Origin of the sequence: Leucobacter sp. wl10, assembly GCF_003569785.1 — a bacterium.
GTDB lineage: Bacteria > Actinomycetota > Actinomycetes > Actinomycetales > Microbacteriaceae > Leucobacter.
This window is the reverse complement of record NZ_KZ983991.1, coordinates 182,454-201,857: the sequence shown is the minus strand read 5'-3', so window position 1 is coordinate 201,857 and position 19,404 is coordinate 182,454. Positions and strand designations below refer to the sequence as shown.

At 73.1% G+C, this 19,404-nt stretch carries 11 protein-coding genes and 1 tRNA gene; 6 read left to right on the top strand and 6 right to left on the bottom strand.

The features are described from left to right. Positions 1-45 precede the first annotated feature (45 nt). The gene (locus tag D1J51_RS07055) at positions 46-270 is read right to left on the bottom strand and encodes a DUF3107 domain-containing protein (RefSeq protein WP_119074472.1); all 225 of its coding nucleotides are present in this window, start codon (positions 268-270) and stop codon (positions 46-48) included. A 161-nt stretch (positions 271-431) separates the two neighbouring features. Here D1J51_RS07055 and D1J51_RS07050 point away from each other — a divergent pair, with 161 nt between their 5' ends. Both D1J51_RS07050 and D1J51_RS07045 read left to right on the top strand, forming a co-directional pair. Continuing rightward, positions 432-3,689: a PD-(D/E)XK nuclease family protein gene (locus D1J51_RS07050; protein WP_119074471.1), complete on the top strand. Its 3,258-nt coding sequence runs from the start codon at positions 432-434 to the stop codon at positions 3,687-3,689. Continuing rightward, positions 3,682-7,104: an ATP-dependent DNA helicase gene (locus D1J51_RS07045; protein ID WP_119074470.1), complete on the top strand. Its 3,423-nt coding sequence runs from the start codon at positions 3,682-3,684 to the stop codon at positions 7,102-7,104. The genes D1J51_RS07050 and D1J51_RS07045 overlap by 8 nt, the downstream gene beginning before the upstream one ends. 24 nt (positions 7,105-7,128) lie before the next feature. Here D1J51_RS07045 and D1J51_RS07040 read toward each other — a convergent pair whose 3' ends face one another. Beyond that, a complete protein-coding gene (locus D1J51_RS07040; protein WP_119074469.1) occupies positions 7,129-7,905 on the bottom strand; it encodes a glycerophosphodiester phosphodiesterase family protein in 777 nt (258 codons plus the stop codon). 8 nt (positions 7,906-7,913) lie between these two features. After that, on the bottom strand, positions 7,914-9,170 hold the full coding sequence (locus D1J51_RS07035) for a phosphotransferase (protein ID WP_119074468.1): 1,257 nt from the start codon (positions 9,168-9,170) through the stop codon (positions 7,914-7,916). 135 nt (positions 9,171-9,305) lie between these two features. Between D1J51_RS07035 and nudC the strand changes: the two genes are divergently transcribed. After that, complete coding sequence (nudC, locus tag D1J51_RS07030) at positions 9,306-10,271, top strand: NAD(+) diphosphatase (protein ID WP_119074467.1); 966 nt, start codon at positions 9,306-9,308, stop codon at positions 10,269-10,271. Further along, positions 10,261-11,949, top strand: coding sequence for an ATP-dependent helicase (locus D1J51_RS07025; protein WP_119074503.1), 1,689 nt, complete (start codon positions 10,261-10,263; stop codon positions 11,947-11,949). Before nudC ends, D1J51_RS07025 begins: the two co-directional genes overlap by 11 nt. 7 nt (positions 11,950-11,956) lie before the next feature. On the opposite strand, the gene D1J51_RS07020 is transcribed toward D1J51_RS07025, so the two are convergent. Then, positions 11,957-12,793 carry a hypothetical protein gene (locus tag D1J51_RS07020; protein WP_119074466.1) on the bottom strand — a complete coding sequence of 279 codons (837 nt, stop codon included), beginning with the start codon at positions 12,791-12,793 and terminating at the stop codon, positions 11,957-11,959. A gap of 123 nt (positions 12,794-12,916) precedes the next feature. Further along, positions 12,917-14,311: a zinc-dependent metalloprotease gene (locus D1J51_RS07015; protein ID WP_119074465.1), complete on the bottom strand. Its 1,395-nt coding sequence runs from the start codon at positions 14,309-14,311 to the stop codon at positions 12,917-12,919. 139 nt (positions 14,312-14,450) lie between these two features. Here D1J51_RS07015 and D1J51_RS07010 point away from each other — a divergent pair, with 139 nt between their 5' ends. Together D1J51_RS07010 and D1J51_RS07005 are read left to right on the top strand one after the other, a co-directional pair. Next, a complete protein-coding gene (locus D1J51_RS07010) occupies positions 14,451-15,527 on the top strand; it encodes a YlbL family protein (protein ID WP_119074464.1) in 1,077 nt (358 codons plus the stop codon). Positions 15,528-15,621: 94 nt separating this feature from the next. Next, complete coding sequence (locus D1J51_RS07005) at positions 15,622-18,663, top strand: UPF0182 family membrane protein (RefSeq protein WP_119074463.1); 3,042 nt, start codon at positions 15,622-15,624, stop codon at positions 18,661-18,663. A gap of 619 nt (positions 18,664-19,282) precedes the next feature. Here D1J51_RS07005 and D1J51_RS07000 read toward each other — a convergent pair. Then, positions 19,283-19,359: transfer RNA gene (locus D1J51_RS07000), tRNA-Met, on the bottom strand. Between the last annotated feature and the right edge of the window lie 45 nt (positions 19,360-19,404).

Below are 19,404 nucleotides of genomic sequence, written 5' to 3'. Positions count from 1 at the left end.
CTCCCCGGTTCCCGTCGGCCGTCCACGCTCCTTCCAGACCGGCAGCTAGCTGATGAAGCCGACCCTGCGGCTGCCCTCGCCTCCGAGCTCGACGTAGGCGATGGAGTCGGTGCCTATGAGGTACTGCCGGCCCTTGGAGTCGGCGAGCGCGACGAGCGCTGCGTCCTTCGCCACGGCGTCCTCGACGAGCCCGCGCACCTCGTCCGCCGTCGAGTCCGTCTCGAATGAGAGCTCACGGGGCGAGTGCTTGATGCCGATGCGAATTTCCACGGGTGCCTCCTCGGGTGCTGCGGCTCGCGCCGCGCGTTCAACTGACTCCGAGTCTAGGGCTGGGCGGGGAGTCGGAGTGCCCGACAGGCGCGGGCGTTCGCCCTCGGCGCAGCCAGGAGCCCCGGTCCGTGAACGTCGGAGGCGCTCAGTAGGCTGAGCGCATGACCGGATTCGACCCCTCCCAGCTTCGCGCGCTCGAGCTCGATCCGGCGCGGCACGCCCGCGTGCTGGGGGCGCCGGGCTCCGGCAAGACGCGCGTGCTGGTCGAGGCGTACGTCCGGGCGCTCGATCGCCCCGGGTGGGAGGAGGAGGACGTGCTCGCGATCGCCCCGAGCCGCCTCGTGGCCTCCGGGCTCCGGGCTGCGGTCGAGGGTCGAGCGGGCCGCGCGATCGGCGGCACCCCCGTGCGCACCGCGGCCTCGCTCGGGTTCGCGGTGCTCGCGCGGGCCGCCGCGCTCGCCGGACGGGACGCCCCCCGGCTGCTCACCGGGACGGTGCAGGACGAGGAGATCGCAGCCGTGGTCGACGGCGGCGCAGCCGGGGCGGGTGTCGCGGGCCTTCCGCACGAGGTGCTCCAGAGCCCCGCCTTCCGTGCGGAGCTGCGCGAACTCTGGCGCATCGCCGACGATTTCGGCCTCGAACCGGCGGCCCTGGCGGCGCGCCTGCGCGAGCTGCGCCGGGAGACGGGTGCCGAGGCGTTCACGCGGCTCCCGGACCCGGGCCTGCTCGAGCGGTGGCGCGACGGGCTGGAGCTCATCTCGGCGGTCGCCCGCGATCTCGCGCGCAAGCGGCCCGACGAGCTGAGCTCGAGCGCCCTGCTCCGCGCCGCCTCGGACGCCGTGCGCGAGGGGGGATCCGTCGCGGCCGACCCGGTCGCGTCCGGATCCGCGGCGCACGCGAGCGGGCTCCGCGTGCCGCGCCTCCTGCTCGTCGACGACGCGCAGGAGATCGGCGAGGGAGAGCTCGCCCTGCTGGCGGCGTGCGCGGGCGCCGGCAGCGCCGTCTGGGTGTTCGGCGATCCCGACATCGCCACCGGCGCCTTCCGCGGGGAGCGCACCGGGGTGCTTTCCCGGCTGAGCGGGGAGCTGGCCCGGCGCGGCGCCGGCCTCCGAGCCGGGCTGCCCGAGCAGCTCGCGGTGCTCGAGACCGTGCACCGGCACGGGCCCGAGCTGCGCGGTCTCGTCCGCGAGTTGACGGCGAGGATCGGCGCCGCGGGTGCGGGAGAGCAGCGGGCGGCGGAGGCATGCGATGCCGCTGCCGGGACCGCGCGGACGCCCGCGGACGCCGAGGCGCGGTTCGCGGCGGCCGGATCGCCCGCCGAGCAGCTCGGCGTCATCGCGCACCGGCTCCGCGCCCGCCGCCTCGGGCTGGGCGGGGCGGGACGCGCCGGGTGGGGCGACATGGCGGTGATCTGCCGGAGCCGTCTCGAGGCCGCCCGCGTCGCGAGGGCGCTCGCCTCGCACCAGGTTCCCACGGACGTCGCGGCCGGCGGCCTGGTCCTGCGCGAGCACCAGATCGTGCGCGAGCTGATCCGCCTGCTGCAGCACGTCCTCGGTGCCCGTGCGCTCGGCTCCGAAGACGTGCTCCGTCTCGCGGGCGGCGTGATCGGCGGCCTGGATCCCGTCGCGGTCAGGCGCCTGCGCGGCGCGCTGCTCCTGCAGGAGCGCCGCGACGCCCGCGACGAGGGTCGGGAATCGAGGGGCATCGACGAGCTCGTGCTGGAGGCCTTCGCGCTGCCCGGAGACACGCCCGCGATCGACAGCGCCGGCGGCCGCGCGCTGCGGCGTCTCGGGCGCCTCGCGGTCGAAGCGGCGCGGGTGCGGCGAGCAGGGGGCACCGCTCGAGAGACCCTCTGGGCGCTGTGGGAGGGCACGAGCCTCGCCGAGCGCTGGCAGGAGGAGGCGCTCGACGGCCGGGGGGCGCGCTCCGACGAGGCGCACCGCTCGCTCGACGCCGTGATGGGCCTCTTCTTCGCGCTGCAGAGGCACGAGGAGCAGGACAGCGAGCAGCCGGTGGCCGCGCTGCTCGAGGACCTGCTGCGGAGCACCGTCGCCGAGGACACGCTGGCGCAGCGCAGCCAGCGCACGGCCGTCACCGTCACGACGCCGCAGGGCGCGATCGGCCGCGAGTTCGGCGTGGTCGCGGTGATCGGACTGCAGGACGGCGCCTGGCCCAATATCCGCGCGCGCGGCACGCTGCTCGGCACGGCCGCACTCGAGCGATGGCTGCGAGGCGGCGAGGCGATTCCGCCCTCGCGCCGCGACACGATCCACGACGAACTGAGACTGCTCGCGCACGCCTGCGCCCGCGCCCGGGACGAACTCCTCGTCGTGGCGGTCTCCGACGAGGATCAGCACCCGAGTCCCTTCTTCGGCTTCGGGCGCGACCGCCGACGGGACGATCTCCCGAGCGCCCGCCTCACGCTGCGCGGAGCCACGGCCGAGATGCGGCGCAGGCTCGCGCGCGACCCCGGGGACGGGCGCGCGCTGCGCGCGCTCGCGGCGCTCGCCGAGGAGCAGGTGACCGGCGCGCACCCGGACGAGTGGTACGGCGTCACGCCGGCGAGCACCGCGAGACCGATCCACGACCTCGACGGCGATCCCGAGGCGCTCGTGCCCGTGAGCCCCTCGCAGCTCGATCGGGCCGAGACCTGTCCGCTCGACTGGGCCATCTCCGCGCTCGGCGGGGGCGGGGGCGGGGTGCAGGCCGGCCTCGGCACCCTCGTGCACCACGCGCTCGAGACCGCCGAGGGCCACGACCCCGAGCGGCTGCTCGAGACCGTGCTCGGCGAGTGGCACAAGCTCCCCTTCGAGGCCGAGTGGGAGTCGGAGCGCACCCGGCGCCTCGCCGAGGCCCAGACGCGGGGGGTCGCAGCCTACCTGCGCGACTTCGAGGCTTCGGAGCGGCGGCTCGTGGGGCGGGAGGCCCGCTTCAGGATCCCGATCGACCGCGCCGTGCTGGGCGGCCTCGCCGACCGCCTCGAGGCCGTGCCTCGGGGCGACGGAGGGTTCGAGATCACGGTGCTCGACCTGAAGACCGGCCGCAAACCGCCCACGAAGGCCGAGGCCGAGACCCACACGCAGCTGCAGGCCTATCAACTGGGGGTATCGGAGGGCGCCTTCGAGCTCGAGGCCGGCGCGGACCCCGGCCCGCTCGGAGCGCCCGACGCCGGTGCGGCGAGCGGCGGCGCCCGGCTGCTCTACGTCCATCCCGACGCCGCGAAGGGGGCCGACTACGTCGAGCGCGTGCAGCAGCCGATCTCCGACGAGGCGAAGGATGAGCTGCGCGGTCGGGTCGCCGCCGCCGGGCGCCTCATGGCCGCCGGCGAGTTCACGGCCCGCGTCGAGCACCACTGCTCGGACCCGCACCAGCCGGGGAGCTGCCGGCTGCACATCATCCCGGCGGTGAGTCATGCGTGATCGCGAACCGGTGTTCTCCGCCGAGCGCATCGCGAGGATCCTCGCGGGCCCTTCGCAGGCGCCGATCGTGCCGACCGACGAGCAGCGCTCCGTCATCGAGCACCCCCTCGCGGGAAGCGCCCTCGTGATCGCCGGCGCCGGCAGCGGCAAGACCGAGACCATGGCCAACCGGGTGGTGTGGCTCGTCGCGAACGGACGCGTCGCTCCCGGCGAGGTGCTGGGCCTCACCTTCACCAGAAAGGCGGCGGGCGAGCTGCGCGAGCGCATCACCGGCAGGCTCGAGATCTTCGCCGACCGCCTGCGCGACGCCGCCGAGCGCGGTCGGCTCGATCAGGCGGAGGGCGAACGCGCGGCGCGACTCGTCGAGCTGCTCGCCGACGGGCTCGAGATCCCGGAGGTCAGCACCTACAACTCCTTCGCCGCCGGCGTGTTGCAGGAGTTCGGGCTCGCGGCGGGCGTGGCCCCCGACGCCGCGGTCATCGACGAGGCGACGGCCTGGCGCATCGCCAGGGAGGTGGTCATCGAGAGCCGGGATCCGGAGCTGCCCCGCAGCGAGCTCAGCGTCCCGCAGCTCGTCAGGCACGTCCTGGGTCTCGACCGAGCCGTCGCCGACCACCTCACCTCGTTCGACCGCGTCGACCGGGTGATCGAGGAGTTCGGCCGGGTGCGGCAGCTCCCGTACAACGAGAGGACGCCCCCAGACAGCGGCAAGATCTACGCCCCGCTGCGAGACGCCGTGGCGAGCCTCGCGGAGACACCGCTCCTCACCCGGCTCGCGCGCGAGTACGCTGCCGAGAAGCGGCGGCGCGGGCTCATCGAGTTCTCGGATCAGCTCGCCCTCGCCACGCGCGCGATCGAGCGCTCGGCGGAGGCGATCCCCGTGCTCCGGCGACGCCACCGCGCGGTGCTGCTCGACGAGGTGCAGGACACCTCGGTGGGGCAGACGCGGTTCCTGTCCAGGATCTTCGCCGGCGCCTCCGTCATGGCCGTGGGCGATCCGCACCAGTCCATCTACGGCTGGCGCGGAGCCTCGGCGGCCGGACTCCGGTCGTTCCACGCGGACTTCCGCGGGCGCGGCGCCGCGCCGGGCTCGGAGGGCGGGCCGCCGACCACTCTCACGCTCTCCACGAGCTGGCGCAACCCCGCCCGTGTGCTCGACGCCGCGAATGCCGTCGCGGCACCGCTCGCCGCGGCGGCGGCGGTCTCGGTGCCGAAGCTCGCGCCGCGGCCCGGCGCCGGGAACGGGAGTGTGGAGTGGCGCTACCCGGAGACCGTGCACGAGGAGCGCCTGGCCGTCGCGGAGTGGATGCGCGCCGCGCGCGAGACCCACCTCGCCGAGCACGGAGCGCCGCCGAGCGCGGCCGTCGTCTTCCGCAAGCGCAGTCCCATGGCGGCCTTCTCGGCGGCGCTCTCGGAGGCGGGCGTGCCCAACCGCATCGTCGGCCTCGGCGGGCTGCTCACCACCCCCGAGGTGACCGACGTCGTGAGCGTGCTGCGCTGCCTCTGGTACGCCGACGCCGGAAGCGAGCTCATCCGGGTGCTGGCGGGCCCGCGATTCCGCCTGGGCGCGGCGGACATCGCCGGGCTGCGTGACGCGGCCCGGTGGTTCGCGGATCGCGACGTCTCGCAGCAGCCGCTCAGCGAGGCGGACCGCGAGGCCGACAGCGTGCTCGCCGACCCCGACCGGCGGTACACCCTGATCGACGCGCTCGACCAGATCGCCTCCATGCGCGACCTCGGGCACCGGGCGCTGCGGGGCATCAGCGAGACGGGGCGTATGCGCCTGCGCGACGCCGGCCGCATGCTGGCCTCGCTGCGCCGGGGCGCCGGCGGCAGCATCGGCGAGCTGATCGGCGCCACCGTGCAGGCGCTGCGGCTCGACATCGAACTCGACGCGAACGAGGCGCGGGAGGCCGCCGGTACCTCGGCCGCGCACGCCAACCTCGACGCCTTCACCGAGCTGGTGGAGGGCTACCTCGCCGTCGACAGCCGCGGAACGCTGCCCTCGCTGCTCGAGTGGATCGAGCGCGCCACCGAGTCCGACGAGGCGGCCGAGCACGTCGCGGCGCCGCAGCCCGGCACCGTGCAGCTCATCACCGCGCACGGGGCCAAGGGCCTCGAGTGGGACCTGGTCGCCGTGCCCCGGCTCGTGACCGGCGAGTTCCCCGGAGCCTCTCGTATCGGCGCGGGGTGGCTGCGCACCGGCGAGATCCCCGACGAGCTCCGCGGCGACGCTCCGGCCAGGCCCGAGCTGAACTGGCGCATCGCCACCACCCAGAAAGAGCTCTGCGACCGCATCGCCGACTACCGGGAGCAGCTCAAGGAGCGGCACCAGGACGAGGAGCGGCGGCTGGCCTACGTCGCGGTCACCCGCTCGGCGCGGCGGTTGCTGCTGAGTGGTTCGTTCTGGGGCGGGCAGACCCGCGCGCGCACGCCGTCGCCCTACCTGCTCGAGCTGCAGGAGGCCGGCGTGATCGCGGGGCTGCCCGAGGCGAGCGCGCACGAGGGCGACCCGAGCGAGCTCGCCGAGCTCACGATGCGGTGGCCGCCGGATCCGCTGGGCGCGCGCGGCCCCGCGGTGCGGCGCGCTGCGGAGGCGGTGCGGGCCGCGCTCGACGCGCGCGACGCGCGCGAGGCCGACCTGCGCGACGATCCCGACCTCGACGAGACGGTGCGGCTGCTGCTCGCGGAGCGGCGGGCCGCGCAGCACGACCGCGCCGCGGATCCCGCGCGAGGCCCGGGTGAGGAGGGATCCTCGCTGCCCGAGCGGATCACGGCCTCGACCTTCCACGAGTTCGTCGAGGATCCCCGCCGGGCGGAGCGGCGGCGGCTGCGTCCCGTGCCGCAGCGCCCCTACCGCCGCACGCGCATCGGCAATCGCTTCCACGAGTGGGTCGAGCGGCGGGCCACGACCGCCCGCGGCACGGCTCTGCCGCTCAGCGGCCTCGAGCTCGAGTTCACCGATCCCGAAGTGGCGGAGTTCGACGGATCCGCCGACGCCGAGGCGCTGCGACCGCTGATCGAGCGGTTCGAGCGCTCGCGCTGGGCCGAACGGCGGCCGATCGCGGTGGAGCAGGAGGTGACGCTGCCCTTCGCGGGGCGCACGCTCGTGTGCAAGCTCGACGCCGTCTACCGCGTGACCGATCCCGCCGCGCACCCGGGCTCCGAGAGCTACGAGATCGTAGACTGGAAGGCGGGGCGCGCACCGCGCACCGACGCGGAGCGCGAGAGCCGGTTCTTCCAGCTCGACCTCTACCGGCACGCGTACGCCCGGTGGGCGGGCATCGAGCCCGAGCGCATCGACGTCTCGCTGTTCTACGTGGCCGAGGGCGTCGAACTGCGGGGTGGCGCTCCGCGCGGCCTCGCCGAGCTGGAGGAGATCTGGCGGGCCGCGGCCGCGCGGCTCGCGCAGTAGCCCAACCGGGATCCCGGCTCGAGCTCAGCTCAGCGCGTCGAGCGCGAGGTCGGTCCGATCGGTGATGACGCCGGAGACCCCGAGCCCGACCAGCTCGCGCATGCGCTGCGGGTCGTTGACGGTCCAGACGTGCACCTCGACGCCGAGGCGGCGAGCCTCATCGATCAGGCGGCGACTCAGCACGCGCACGGGCCCCCGCCGCTCGGGGATCTGGAGCGCGTCGACCCCGGCGACAGCGCGCGCGAAACCCGCGCGGGATCCGGCCGCGAGGGCGAGCAGAGCGGCGGCCAGGCGGCCGCGGCCCGGCGAGGTCGCCGGACGACCGGCCCCCGGCACGCTCGCCGCCGCGCGCAGCGCCCGCAGCCGGTGCCGGTCGGAGAAGCTCGTGACGAGCACCCGATCCGCGGCCGCCGCGAGAATGCGCCCCGCGGGCTCCGCGGCCTCCGCCGACTTGACATCCACGTTGAAGCGCGAACGCGGAAACTCCCGCAGCGCCTGCTCGAGCGTGAGCAGGCCGCCCCGGCCCTCCATGAGCCCGGCGAGTTCGCGAGCGCTCACGGAAGAGACGGGGCGGGGGTCGCCGATCAGTCGCGCGAGGCCGTCGTCGTGGCAGAGCACGACCTCGCCGTCGCTCGTCAGGCGGCAGTCCGTCTCGAGGTACTCCGCCCCCGCGGCCACCGCCGCGGCGAACGCCGCGCGGGAGTTCTCGACGGCGCCCTCTGCCGCGAGTGCGGCCGGCACGAAGCCGCGGTGCGCCAGCACGCGCGGCACCGCCGTCCCGGCGAGATACGGATGGGTCATGCGCTTGCTCAGGAGGCCCGGGGCGGCGGAGATCCGGGCAGATCGTCGGGGTCGATGGGCTCGGTGAGCTGCTCGGAGGCCCCGCCCTCGGCGTCGGCGCGGTCGGCAGGATCGCTCACCCCGCCGCGCGATTCCCCCTTCTCTCGCGCCTCCCCGGTCTCCGAGCGCTCCGGGTCTCCCTCACCGGCGTCGCGCAGCGGTTCGATGAAGTCGGTGTCGACCCCGAACATGCGATCCTCGTCGAGGGCCTCGTGGGCGGCGGTGTCGGAGAGCTGGTCGACGACCTCGGGGGTCTCCGCCAGCAGCGCCGAGACCTCGGCCTCGCCCAGCGGAGTGCGCGACGAGTCCGCGGAGAGCGCTCGGCCGAGCGGACCCGCGACCCCGACCATGCGGTCGAGCATGCCGACGGCGTCGTCGACGATCGATCGATCGTGGGCCTCGACGCCTTGCAGCAGCCAGCGCGCCACCTCCAGTTCGTGGTAGAGCGCCGCGCGGGTGCGCAGGTGCGCGAGCGAGCCGGTGTTGCGACGCTGGGCGTAGCGTGCGAGCACCGCATCGAGCACGTCCGATCCCGCCGCGAGCAGCCAGGAGAGGTCCGAGGCGGGATCGCCGAGCGCCAGCTCGGACCACCCGAGCACCGCCGTGATCCGGTCGTCCTCGACGCGCATCTGGCCGGCGTCGAGCGAGCCGTGCACCATGACGGGTGAGAAATCCCACAGCTCAGCGCTCTCGGCAGCGTGCTCCCAGCGTCGCTGCACCGTCTCCGGCAGCATGCGCGTGGCCCTCGCGCGGTCGATGAGCCGGGTCGCCCGCAGGCGGAGATCCTGCGCGCTGCGCACAGGCAGGCCCCCCTGCTGGGCCACGCTCAGGGGGAGGTCGTGGATCGCCGCGAGCGCCTCGGCGATCGACTGCACCAGAATCGCATCGTCGGCGAGGTCCTCGGCCGAGAACCGTCCGCCCTCGAGCAGCGTGGAGACGACGGCGCGGGTCTCGCCGGCCCGCGTCATGCCGAGCGTCTCCGGCACCTGGAACGGCAGGCGGCTGCGCGAGCCCTCGGTGAGCGCGGCGAGACCGAGCAGCTCGGCCGACTGCTGCACCTCTGCGGCCTGGGAGCGCGGCACCCGCACGAGCAGATCCGCGTCCTCGCTCGCCACGATCGCTTCGGCGAAGTTCTCGTCGTCACGGTGCTCGCGAACCCCGAACACCACGAGCCCCGGCACCGCCGAGGTCGCGAGCGCGGCTAGAGTGAAAGGAATGCTGACCATGTACTCAGGGTATGCACGCGTGCGGTCTCGGCAGCCGCGCCACGCGCATCGCGTTCCACACGGCGCCGAACACTCCGGGAGCTCCGCCGCACCCGACCGGCCCGTCGGCGCGAGTCGCACCCGAGAGGAGGAGCGATGATCCCCGACCGACCGCCGCTCGCGACCGGCGCGCTCGACCGCGACGCCGTCACCCGCATGGATCCGCAGCGCCTCCGGGAGGCCTGGTCGGAGCCGGGGGCGCGGCTCCTGCGCGTGCGCGGCCTCGAGATCCCGGTGCACCGCGAGAGCGGATCGCTGCGGCTCGCGCTGCTGCCGGTCTCGGGCGAGTACGCGCTCGCCGGTCCCGGATCGGGGAGCGCGCGCCACCTCTATCTCGGCCGGTCGGACGGACGGCCGGTGTTCGCGGTCGCCGACGGCGAGAGCGCGGGGGAGGCGGCCTGCTCCGACGGCCCGGCGGGAGCCGGTGCGAAGGGCCCGGACGACGAGGAGTGGCGGCACCCGTTCGAGGTCGGCGGCGACCTGAGCGACACCGAGCGCGAGCTCGTGGCGGTCGCCTCAGCGCTGCTGCGGTGGCACGAGACCGCGGTCTTCTCGCCGGGGGACGGCCTGGCGACGGCGCCCGAGCACGGCGGCTGGGCGCGCCGGGACTCCCGCGGGGGCGAGCTCTTCCCCCGCACCGACCCGGCCGTGATCGTGCTCATCGAGCACCGCGACCGGGTGCTGCTCGGGTCGAACGCGCTGTGGGAGGCGGGGCGGTTCTCCCTGCTGGCGGGCTTCGTGGAGGCGGGGGAGTCGCTCGAGCAGGCGGTGGTGCGCGAGGTGTTCGAGGAGTCCGGTGCGCGCCTCGGCGAGATCGAGTACGTCACCTCCCAGCCCTGGCCGTTTCCGAGGTCGCTCATGGTCGGCTTCCGCGCCCGCCTCGCCGACGGTGCCGATCCTGAGGATCTGCGCCCCGACCCCGAGGAGATCTCCGAGCTCCACTGGTTCGCGCGCGCGGAGCTGCGCCCCCCGGCGCCCGGCATCACGCTGCCGATGCCGCTGTCGATCGCGCGCTGGATGATCGATCGCTGGATCGATGAGGGCGACGCCGATGCCGAGTGAGCTCGGGCGCATCCTCGAGGGCCTCGATCCCGAGCAGCGCGAGATCGCGGAGTGCCTGCGCGGCCCCGTCGTCGTGCTCGCCGGGGCGGGCACCGGCAAGACCCGCGCCATCACCCACCGCATCGCCTACGGCGTGCGGAGCGGCGTCTACGCCGCGGACCGGGTACTCGCGGTCACCTTCACCCGCAAGGCGGCGGGGGAACTGCAGGGGCGCCTGCGCGGGCTCGGCGCCGAGGGTGTGCGGGCGCAGACCTTCCACGGAGCGGCGCTGGCGCAGCTGGGCCACTTCTGGCCGCAGCTGGTCGGGGGTGCCGCCCCGAAGATCCTGCCCGGCAAGGTCGCCGCGATCTCGCAGGCCGTCGAGAGCCTCGGCCTGAAGCTCGGAGGGGAGGCGCTGCGCGACGTCGCCTCCGAGATCGAGTGGCGGAAGACGTCGATGCTCAGCATCGACGGCTACGAGGCCCGCGTGGGGGAACGGCCGATCCCCCTGGGGCTGACCGAGGAGCAGCTGGTCGAGGTGCACCGGGGGTACGCCGCGCTGCTCGAGGAGCGGAGGCAGATCGACTTCGAGGACGTGCTGGTGCTGCTCACCGGCATGCTCGAGAGCGAGCCGCGAGCGGCGCTGCAGGTGCGTGAGCGCTACCGCTTCTTCACGGTCGACGAGTTTCAGGACGTGTCGCCGCTGCAGCACGCGCTGCTGCGGGTGTGGCTCGGGGATCGCGACGACGTCTGCGTGGTCGGCGACGCCAGCCAGACCATCTACTCCTTCGCGGGGGCGTCGAGCTCCTACCTGCTGCGTTTCGGAACCGAGTACCCGCACGCGCGGCGGATCAGGCTCGAGCGCAACTACCGCTCGACCGAGTCCGTGGTGCGCCTCGCGAACCGCCTCGTGCGCGATCAGCCCGGCGCGCTCACGCTGCAGGCCGCCCGCACCGACGAGGCGCGCACCCGGCCGGAGCCCACCTTCGAGTGGTTCGCGAGCGAGCACGACGAGGCCGAGGCCGTGGCCGGCTCGGTCGCGGGGGCGCTGCGCACGGGCACGCCCGCGTCCGAGATCGCGATCCTGTACCGCACGAACGCGCAGTCGGCGCGCTTCGAGGCCGCGCTGCAGCAGCGCGGGATCAGCTGCCGGGTGCACGGGGCGCAGCGCTTCTTCGAGCGCGCCGACGTGCGGCAGGCGGTCATGCTGATCCGGGGCGAGGCCAAGGTCGCCGACTCGCGCCCTCTGTTCCAGATCGTCAGCGATGTGCTGCGGGCGGGCGGTTGGAGCGCGAAGGCGCCCGAGGGGCCCGCCGAGCGGGAGCGCTGGGAGGCGCTCGGCGCGCTCCTCTCGCTGGTCGACGAGATGCCGCCCGGATCCGGCATCCGGGAGTTCAGCGAGGAGCTGCTCGCGCGCCAGCGCACCCAGCACGAACCCACCCTCGAGGCGGTGACGCTGAGCGCGATCCACGCGGCGAAGGGTCTCGAGTGGTCGCTCGTGCACGTGGTCGGCCTGAGCGAGGGCGTGCTCCCGATCGCCCACGCGAGCGACGAGGCGAGCATCGAGGAGGAGCGGCGGCTCTGCTACGTCGCCTTCACGCGGGCGCGCGATCTGCTGCGGCTCTCGGGCGTCGAGGGCGGCGCGCGGTCGCGCCGCCGGCCGTCGCGCTTCGTCGTCGAGGCCGGGCTGCTGAGCTGAGCGCGCACTACAGCGCGCACGCGCACTCCGGGTGGGGCGCGACGGATTCGACGCGCGGAGCTCCGGCCACCAGGCCGCGAGCCACGGGGATCACGATGCGCTTCGCGTGCGCCGCCGGATCGCCAGAGAGCCACTCGCGGATGAGCACCGCGGCGAAGGCCGCGACCATGTGAGCGGCCGCGACGGTCTCGCTGCGCGGGGTACGGCCCGAAAGCTGGGCCGCGAGCACCGGATAGGCTGCGTCCCCGGCGAGGAAGGCGAGCGTGATGCAGCTGTGGCAGGGGCGCCCGCGATCCCCGACGAGCGGGCCGACCTGCACCGCTCCGTCGGTGAACCGCGCGAGCAGGTGCGGCACGCCCTCGATGAGCCAGCGCTGAGCGCGTTCGAGCGGCTCGAGGAAGCGCTCGACGTAGATCACGAGATCGTGGGCGGGGGCCCATCCGGTTCCCGAGCCGCCGTCGCACGCGATCCCGTCGAAGGTGCACAGCCCGGTCGCGATGAGCGCGTCGCGCAGCCCGGGCGGTTCGCGCCCGTCGTCGCTGAGCAGCGTGCGCAGCAGTCGCGGGGGCGGTGACGAGCGCTCGGCGACGACGGCGGTGACGAGCGCCCCGTCCAGTGCGCGGAGCACTCCGCGCGCCTCGCGGGGCGTGATGCCGGCCAGCTGCGCCTCCCGTGGAAGCCGGCCGGGATCGAACCCGGTGAGCAGACGCCCGATGAGCCGCTGCGCTCCGGGGGAGGGGGTGCGCAGGCGCGCGAGCGGCCGCTCGAAACCGATGCGTAGCGTCTCCGGATCCTCCCAGCAGACGGGGAAGTCGGGATGGATGCGGGTGATGCGTTCGTCCATGGCACGAGTCTGGACGACCGCGCGGCGCGTTCGGCCGTTATCCACAGGGGAGCAGGAGGATTTTCGGGCGACGGCTGGGAACGCCCGGTTGTGAGCGAGGTGCGGGTTGGCCGCGGCAGGCGCTCAGCCGGCCGCGCCGCCCTCCCTGCCCTCGTGGGGGGGAAGCTCGCCGTCGAGGAGCTGGGCGAGCGCGGCGTCGAAGTCGTCGACCTCGGCGTCGGGGGCCACGCCCGCGAGCCCGAGACGCTCCAGCAGCCGGGCCGGATGGTCGAGCTCCTCGGAGCTCGGCAGCAGATCCGGGTGCGCCCACAGGCCGTCGCGGGTCGCGACGTCGCTGCGCTCGGCCACGAGTCGCCACAGCGCTGCGGCCTCGCGCAGGCGCCGGGGCCGCAGCTCCAGGCCGACGAGAGCCCCGAAGGCGTGCTCGGCCGGCCCGCCCGTCGCGCGGCGGCGGCGCACCATCTCGGCGATCGCCTCGGCGCCGGGCAGCCGCTTCGCCGCGTCCGCCGTCACGACGTCCACCCAGCCCTCCACGAGGGCGAGCATCGTCTCGAGCCGGGCGTGCGCGGCCTCCTGCGCCCCGGTCTTCGGCGGGATGAGCGCCCCGCCGGCGATGACCTCCTGGATCTGCTCGGGGTGCGCCGGGTCGATCTCCCGGGCGATCTCGTCGATGCGGTCGGTATCGATCCGGATGCCCCGCGCGTAGTCGGCGATGGCCGTGAGCAGGTGCAGCCGCAGCCACTTCGTGTGCCGGAAGAGCCGGGCGTGGGCCAGCTCGCGGACCGCGAGGTAGAGGGTCACCGCCTCGGCGTCCTGATCCAGACCCGCCGCGAACGCCGCCGCCCCGCCGGGGAGCAGCGCGCCCCCCTCGCGCCCCGGCCCGGAGAGCAGCGGGATGCCGACGTCGCCCGCCGACACCACCTCGCCCGAGAGCCTGCCGACGATCGTGCCGAGCTGCACCGCGAACAGCGCGCCGCCCACGCTGCGCAGCAGCGGGGTCGCCCCCCGCAGGGCGCCGCTGAGCTCCTCGGGCATCTGGCTCCGGAGCGCCTCCATGAGCGCCGCCGTGATCGACCGGGCCACGGGGTCGGCGAGCCCCACCCAGGTGTCGATGGACTGCTGCACCCACTCGATGCGCGTCAGGGTGCGCGGAGCATCGGGCGTGGCCCCCAGCTCGGTGACCTCGTCCAGCCACAGCGCGGCGACGGGGAAGGCGCGCTCGGCGGACGCGGGATCGCCCAACGAATCGCCGTTGCCCGCAACCTCGATCGCGGTGCGGCGCGCAGCCGACCAGTCGATCTCGTCGGTGGGTCGCTGCATCGCCCCCTGCAGGGCGTTGAACAGGCCCTTCAGCGTCTGCGGATCGATCGGCAGGCCGGCGGCCTTCGCGAACTGCTCGGGATCCATGCCGGACGCCGGGGCGCCGCCCGAGAGCATGCTGCGCAGCAGACGCTGGAGCTCCTCGAAATCATCGTTCCGGCCCTGGTCGCCCTCGCCACTCTCGTCGTTCGCGCTCATTCCCGTTCCTCCGGTCGTCCGTTGCCCACCACGCTACGGCAACGCGGTCAGATCCGCCTGCTAGATTGACCGTCGCCCGGCGATTTCCGTTGCGCCGACTGCGAACAGCCGCGCCCGGCGGCGGAGAGACTGGGGACAGGTGTACGACGACAAACTCGAACGGCGCAGATCGCGCGCGACGCTCGGGCTCATGATTCTCGCCTGCATCCTGCTGCTCGCCGCCCTGGTGCCATCGCCCTACGCCGTCGAGCAGCCGGGCCCGGTGGTCGACACGCTCGGAAAGGCCCTCGTCGACGGGAAGAACACCCCGGTCCTCGCCATCGAGGGGGCCGAGACCTACTCCACGAGCGGCGAACTCAACCTGCTCACGGTCACGATCCTCGGCGATCCCGAGCAGCCGAGGAGCTGGCTCTCGCTCCTGCCCGCCCTGCTCGACCCGTCCCAGCGCATCGCGCCCGTGAGCGAGTTCTACCCGCAGGGCACCACCGTCGAGCAGCGGGAGAAGGCGAACACGGTGCTCATGAACGGCTCGCAGGCCCAGGCGGCGGCGGCGGCCTTCCGCGCGATGGGGAAGAAGGTCGGGGTCGAGCTGAGCGTCGCCGATGTCTCCAAGAACGGCCCCGCCGACGGCGCTCTCGAGCCCGGCGACCGGCTTCTGAGCGTCGACGGCCGGAACATCGAGGACTTCGCCTCGCTGCGCCGCAGCATCATCGACGCCGGTGACGGTGCGCAGATCCGGATCCGGTTCGAGCGCGACGGAGAGGCGCGCGAGACCGTGCTCACGCCGCGCGCGCCCGAGGGAGGCTCCGAACCGCTGATCGGTGCGGCGATCTCGATGGACTACCAGCTGCCCGCCAAGGTCGACGTCAGCCTCTCCAAGATCGGCGGCCCGAGCGCCGGGCTCGTGTTCGCCGTGGCGATCATCGACCGTCTGACGCCGGGACCGCTGCTCGACGGACTCACGGTGAGCGGCACCGGCACGATGTCGGACTCGGGGCAGGTGGGAGCCATCGGCGGGCTCACGCAGAAGATGTGGGCGGCTCAGCGGGCCGGCAGCGATCTGTTCCTCATGCCGCTCGCGAACTGCGGGGATCTGCCCCGGCGGCCGCCGCAGGGCTTGAGGATCGCGCCTGTCGGGACGCTCGACGAGGCCGTCGGCGCGATCGAGGCCGTCGCCGCGGGTCAGGAGCCCGCGGGACTCGAACGCTGCGGGTGAGGCGGAGCGGTTTGTCAGCGGCGACCGATAGGGTGGTACGGACCCCGCCCGGCGCCCATCAGGGTGCACTCTGGACAGGAAGAACTGCAGAGACGTGACCGACCAGAACGCCAACGCCCCGGCTCGTCAGCGCCGACTCTCGCCCCTCGCCGTCACCGTGATCCTGGTGGTGGTGCTGATCCTCGGCTTCCTCGCCGTCGCGGCGGTGCTCACCGAGGTGATGTGGTACGACCAGCTCGGGTACCTGCCCGTGCTGACCACGCAGTGGATCGCGGCGGGAGTGATGTTCGCGATCGGCTTCGTCGGCATGGCGGTGCCGGTGTTCTTCGCCATCGACGTCGCCTATCGCAAACGCCCCGTCTACGCGCGGCTCACGGCGCAGCTCGACCGCTACCAGGAACTGTTCGAGCCGCTGCGCCGGCTCGTGAAGTGGGCTCTGCCCGCCATCGTCGGCCTCTTCGCGGGCTTCAGCACCGCGACGCAGTGGCAGCGGGTGCTGCTCTGGCTCAACGGCGAGGCATCGGGGAAGAAGGACGCCCAGTTCGGACTCGACATCTCGTTCTTCCTCTTCGATCTGCCGATGCTGCGGGGCATCGCAGGTTTCGCCTCCGCGGTCGTGCTGCTCTCGCTCATCGCGGGCATCGCCACCAGCTACCTCTACGGCGGCATCTCGTTCTCCGGCCGCGACGTGCGCGTCTCGAAGGCCACCCGCATCCAGGCGGCGGTGCTCGCCACCCTGTACCTGCTGCTGCAGGCCGGGAGCCTGTGGCTCGACCAGTACGGCGCGATGACGAACACGGGCGGGCAGTGGACCGGTGCGATGTTCCAGGACGTGAATGCGGTCATCCCGGGCAAGCAGATCCTCGCGGGCATCGCGATCATCGTCTCCGTGCTCTTCCTCGTCACGGCTTTCACCGGCAAGTGGCGGCTGCCGGTGATCGGCACGGCGCTCTTCCTCATCTCCAGCATCGTGCTGGGCATCGGCTACCCCTGGGCCGTGCAGCAGTTCCAGGTGCGCCCGGACGAGAAGAGCCTCGAATCCGAGTACATCCAGCGCAACATCGACGCCACCCGCACCGCCTACGGCATCGACAAGGTCGAGGTCGAGCGCTACGACGCGGCGACCGACGCGGAACCGGGGGCGCTGCGCAACGATGCCGTGACCACGGCGAACATCCGCATCATCGACCCCGAGATCGTGTCGCCGACGTTCGCCCAGCTCGAGCAGATCCGCCAGTACTACCAGTTCCCCACCTCGCTCAACGTCGACCGCTACAAGATCGACGGGAAGGTCGAAGACACCGTGTCGGCGGTCCGCGACATCGACATCAGCGATCAGAGCGGCTGGTACAACCGCACGCTCGTGTACACCCACGGCTACGGGCTTGTCGCGGCCTACGGCAACCAGCGCTCACCGGGAGGCGAGCCGGTGTTCCTGGAGAACGGGATCCCGACGACCGGCAAGCTCGGCAAATTCGAGCCGCGTGTCTACTTCGGCATGAACTCGCCCGAGTATTCGATCGTGGGCGGTGATCGCTCGAAGCCCATCGAACTCGACTTCCCGGCCGACGGGGAGAGCAACGCCGAGGCCACGGCCGAGGATCCGCAGCCGGCCGAGCCGGGCGGCAGCGGGACCACCACCGAGACGCCGCCCGCCGAAGACCCCGCGCCCGACGGGGCCCCCGCGGGTCGCCAGAACATGACCACCTTCTCCGGCAACGGCGGTCCCAAGCTCGACAACTTCTTCTCCAAGCTCATCTACGCGCTGAAGTTCCAGGATATGGAGGTGCTGCTGTCCGGCGCCGTGGTCGACGGATCCCAGATCCTCTACGACCGCAGCCCGGTGACCCGCGTGCAGAAGGTCGCCCCGTACCTCACGATCGACAAGTCCCCGTACGCCTCGGTGGTCGACGGGCGGATCGTCTGGATCATCGACGGCTACACCACTTCGGCCGACTACCCCTACTCCCAGCAGGCGGACATGAACGCGCTGACGGTCGACGCCGACAACGACCGCACCGATCCGATGCCCAAGCCGGTCAACTACATTCGCAACTCGGTGAAGGCCACCGTCGACGCCTACGACGGTTCCGTGAAGCTGTACGCGTGGGACGCCGAGGATCCGCTTCTGAAGTCGTGGGGCAAGATCTTCCCGGGCACCCTCAAGAGCGTCTCGGATATGAGCGGAGAACTGCTCAGCCATGTGCGCTACCCGAGCGATCTCTTCAAGGTGCAGCGCGCGATGCTCGGCCAGTACCACGTGACCGATCCCGACGCCTTCTACTCGGCCGAGGACAAGTGGCGCACGCCCGACGATCCGGTGTCGACCGCGTCGGCGGGGGCGGCCAAGCGTCCGCAGCCTCCGTACTACCTCACGCTCGCGGCCGGGGCCGATGCCGAGCCCGACTTCTCGATCTACTCGACCTACATCCCCGACCAGCAGGGCGAGGGATCGCGCGACATCCTCACGGGATATCTCGCTGCGAACTCGAACGCCGGCTCGACGGCGGGCAAGGTTTCGGGCGAGTACGGAACGCTCAAGCTGCTCACGCTTCCGAAGGGCAACCCCATTCCCGGCCCCGGACAGGTGCAGAACAGCTTCACCACGGACTCGGAGGTGTCGCGACTGCTCAACATCCTGCGCCAGGGCGAGAGCCGCGTCATCAGCGGCAACCTGCTCACCCTGCCCGTCGGCGGCGGTCTGCTGTACGTGCAGCCGGTGTACGTGCAGGCCTCCTCCGGAACGAGCTTCCCGATCCTGCAGAAGGTGCTCGTGTCGTTCGGCGATCAGATCGCCTTCGAGAACACGCTCGACGAGGCGCTCAACGCGCTCTTCGGCGGCAACTCCGGAGCCAGTGCCGGCGATGACGGCGCGGCGGGCTCGACGGCGGGGGGCTCCGGCGAGCCCGGTGATGGCACCGGCGGGACGGGCGGCACCGGCGGGACGGGCGGGGGAGACGGATCCTCCGGCGGCGGCTCGGGTGGTTCCGGCACGAATCTCGCCGACGCGCTGAGTCAGATGCAGCAGGCCATCAAGGATCGTGATGAGGCCATGCAGGCCGGCGACTGGGCCACCTACGGGGAGGCCGACCAGCGCCTGCGCGCGGCGCTGGAGGCCGCTCTGCAGGCCCAGTAGCGGGCCCACGCAGGTTCCGAGCGGTCTCGCGAATCGTATCGTCCGCCGGGCCCGGTTTCGCCGGGCCCGGCGGGAAGCCCGCGTGCGCACGCGCCCGCCCGGTATCCGGTAATCCGGGGAGTGTGGTGTTTGTCTTGGGTGAGCCTTGTGTGGGTGGGGCGGGCGGTGGCGTCGCGTCGTGGTTTGGTGAAGGTGTTCGCTTGTGGGTGTGCGGGGGTGGGATAGGGGCGCGATGCTTGATGCGTTGGTCGTGGCGGCGGGCTGGGCCCGCTCCCGCCGGGAGGCCATGCTGTTCCCGAGACGCCATGCTATTCACGTGATTTTCGTGGCGCCTCGGGAGGATCATGGTCTCCCGGCGCGTTCCCACGACGCGGCACGCGCTGCCCGACAGCTCAAACCCGATGAACCGGTGATCCTAGGAGCCCGCTCTTCGCTCACACGTGAGCGAAGAGGCACTGGTCGCAGAAGCCCGAGGGCGGGGGTAACGGTGTGCCCGGCGTCCCCTGCCCGATAGCCCCGCGCTGCCCGTCAGGGCGATCGACGCTCAGGAGGGCAAATCGCGGATCCCCCCGGGTTCGAAGAAAAGAAGAAGAGGCCCTCAGCAGAGGGCCTCTTCTTGTGGTTGCGGGGGCGGGATTTGAACCCACGACCTCCGGGTTATGAGCCCGGCGAGCTACCGAACTGCTCCACCCCGCGGCACAAGAAATGACTCTAGCACGAATCCTCTGCTGGTGCGAATCG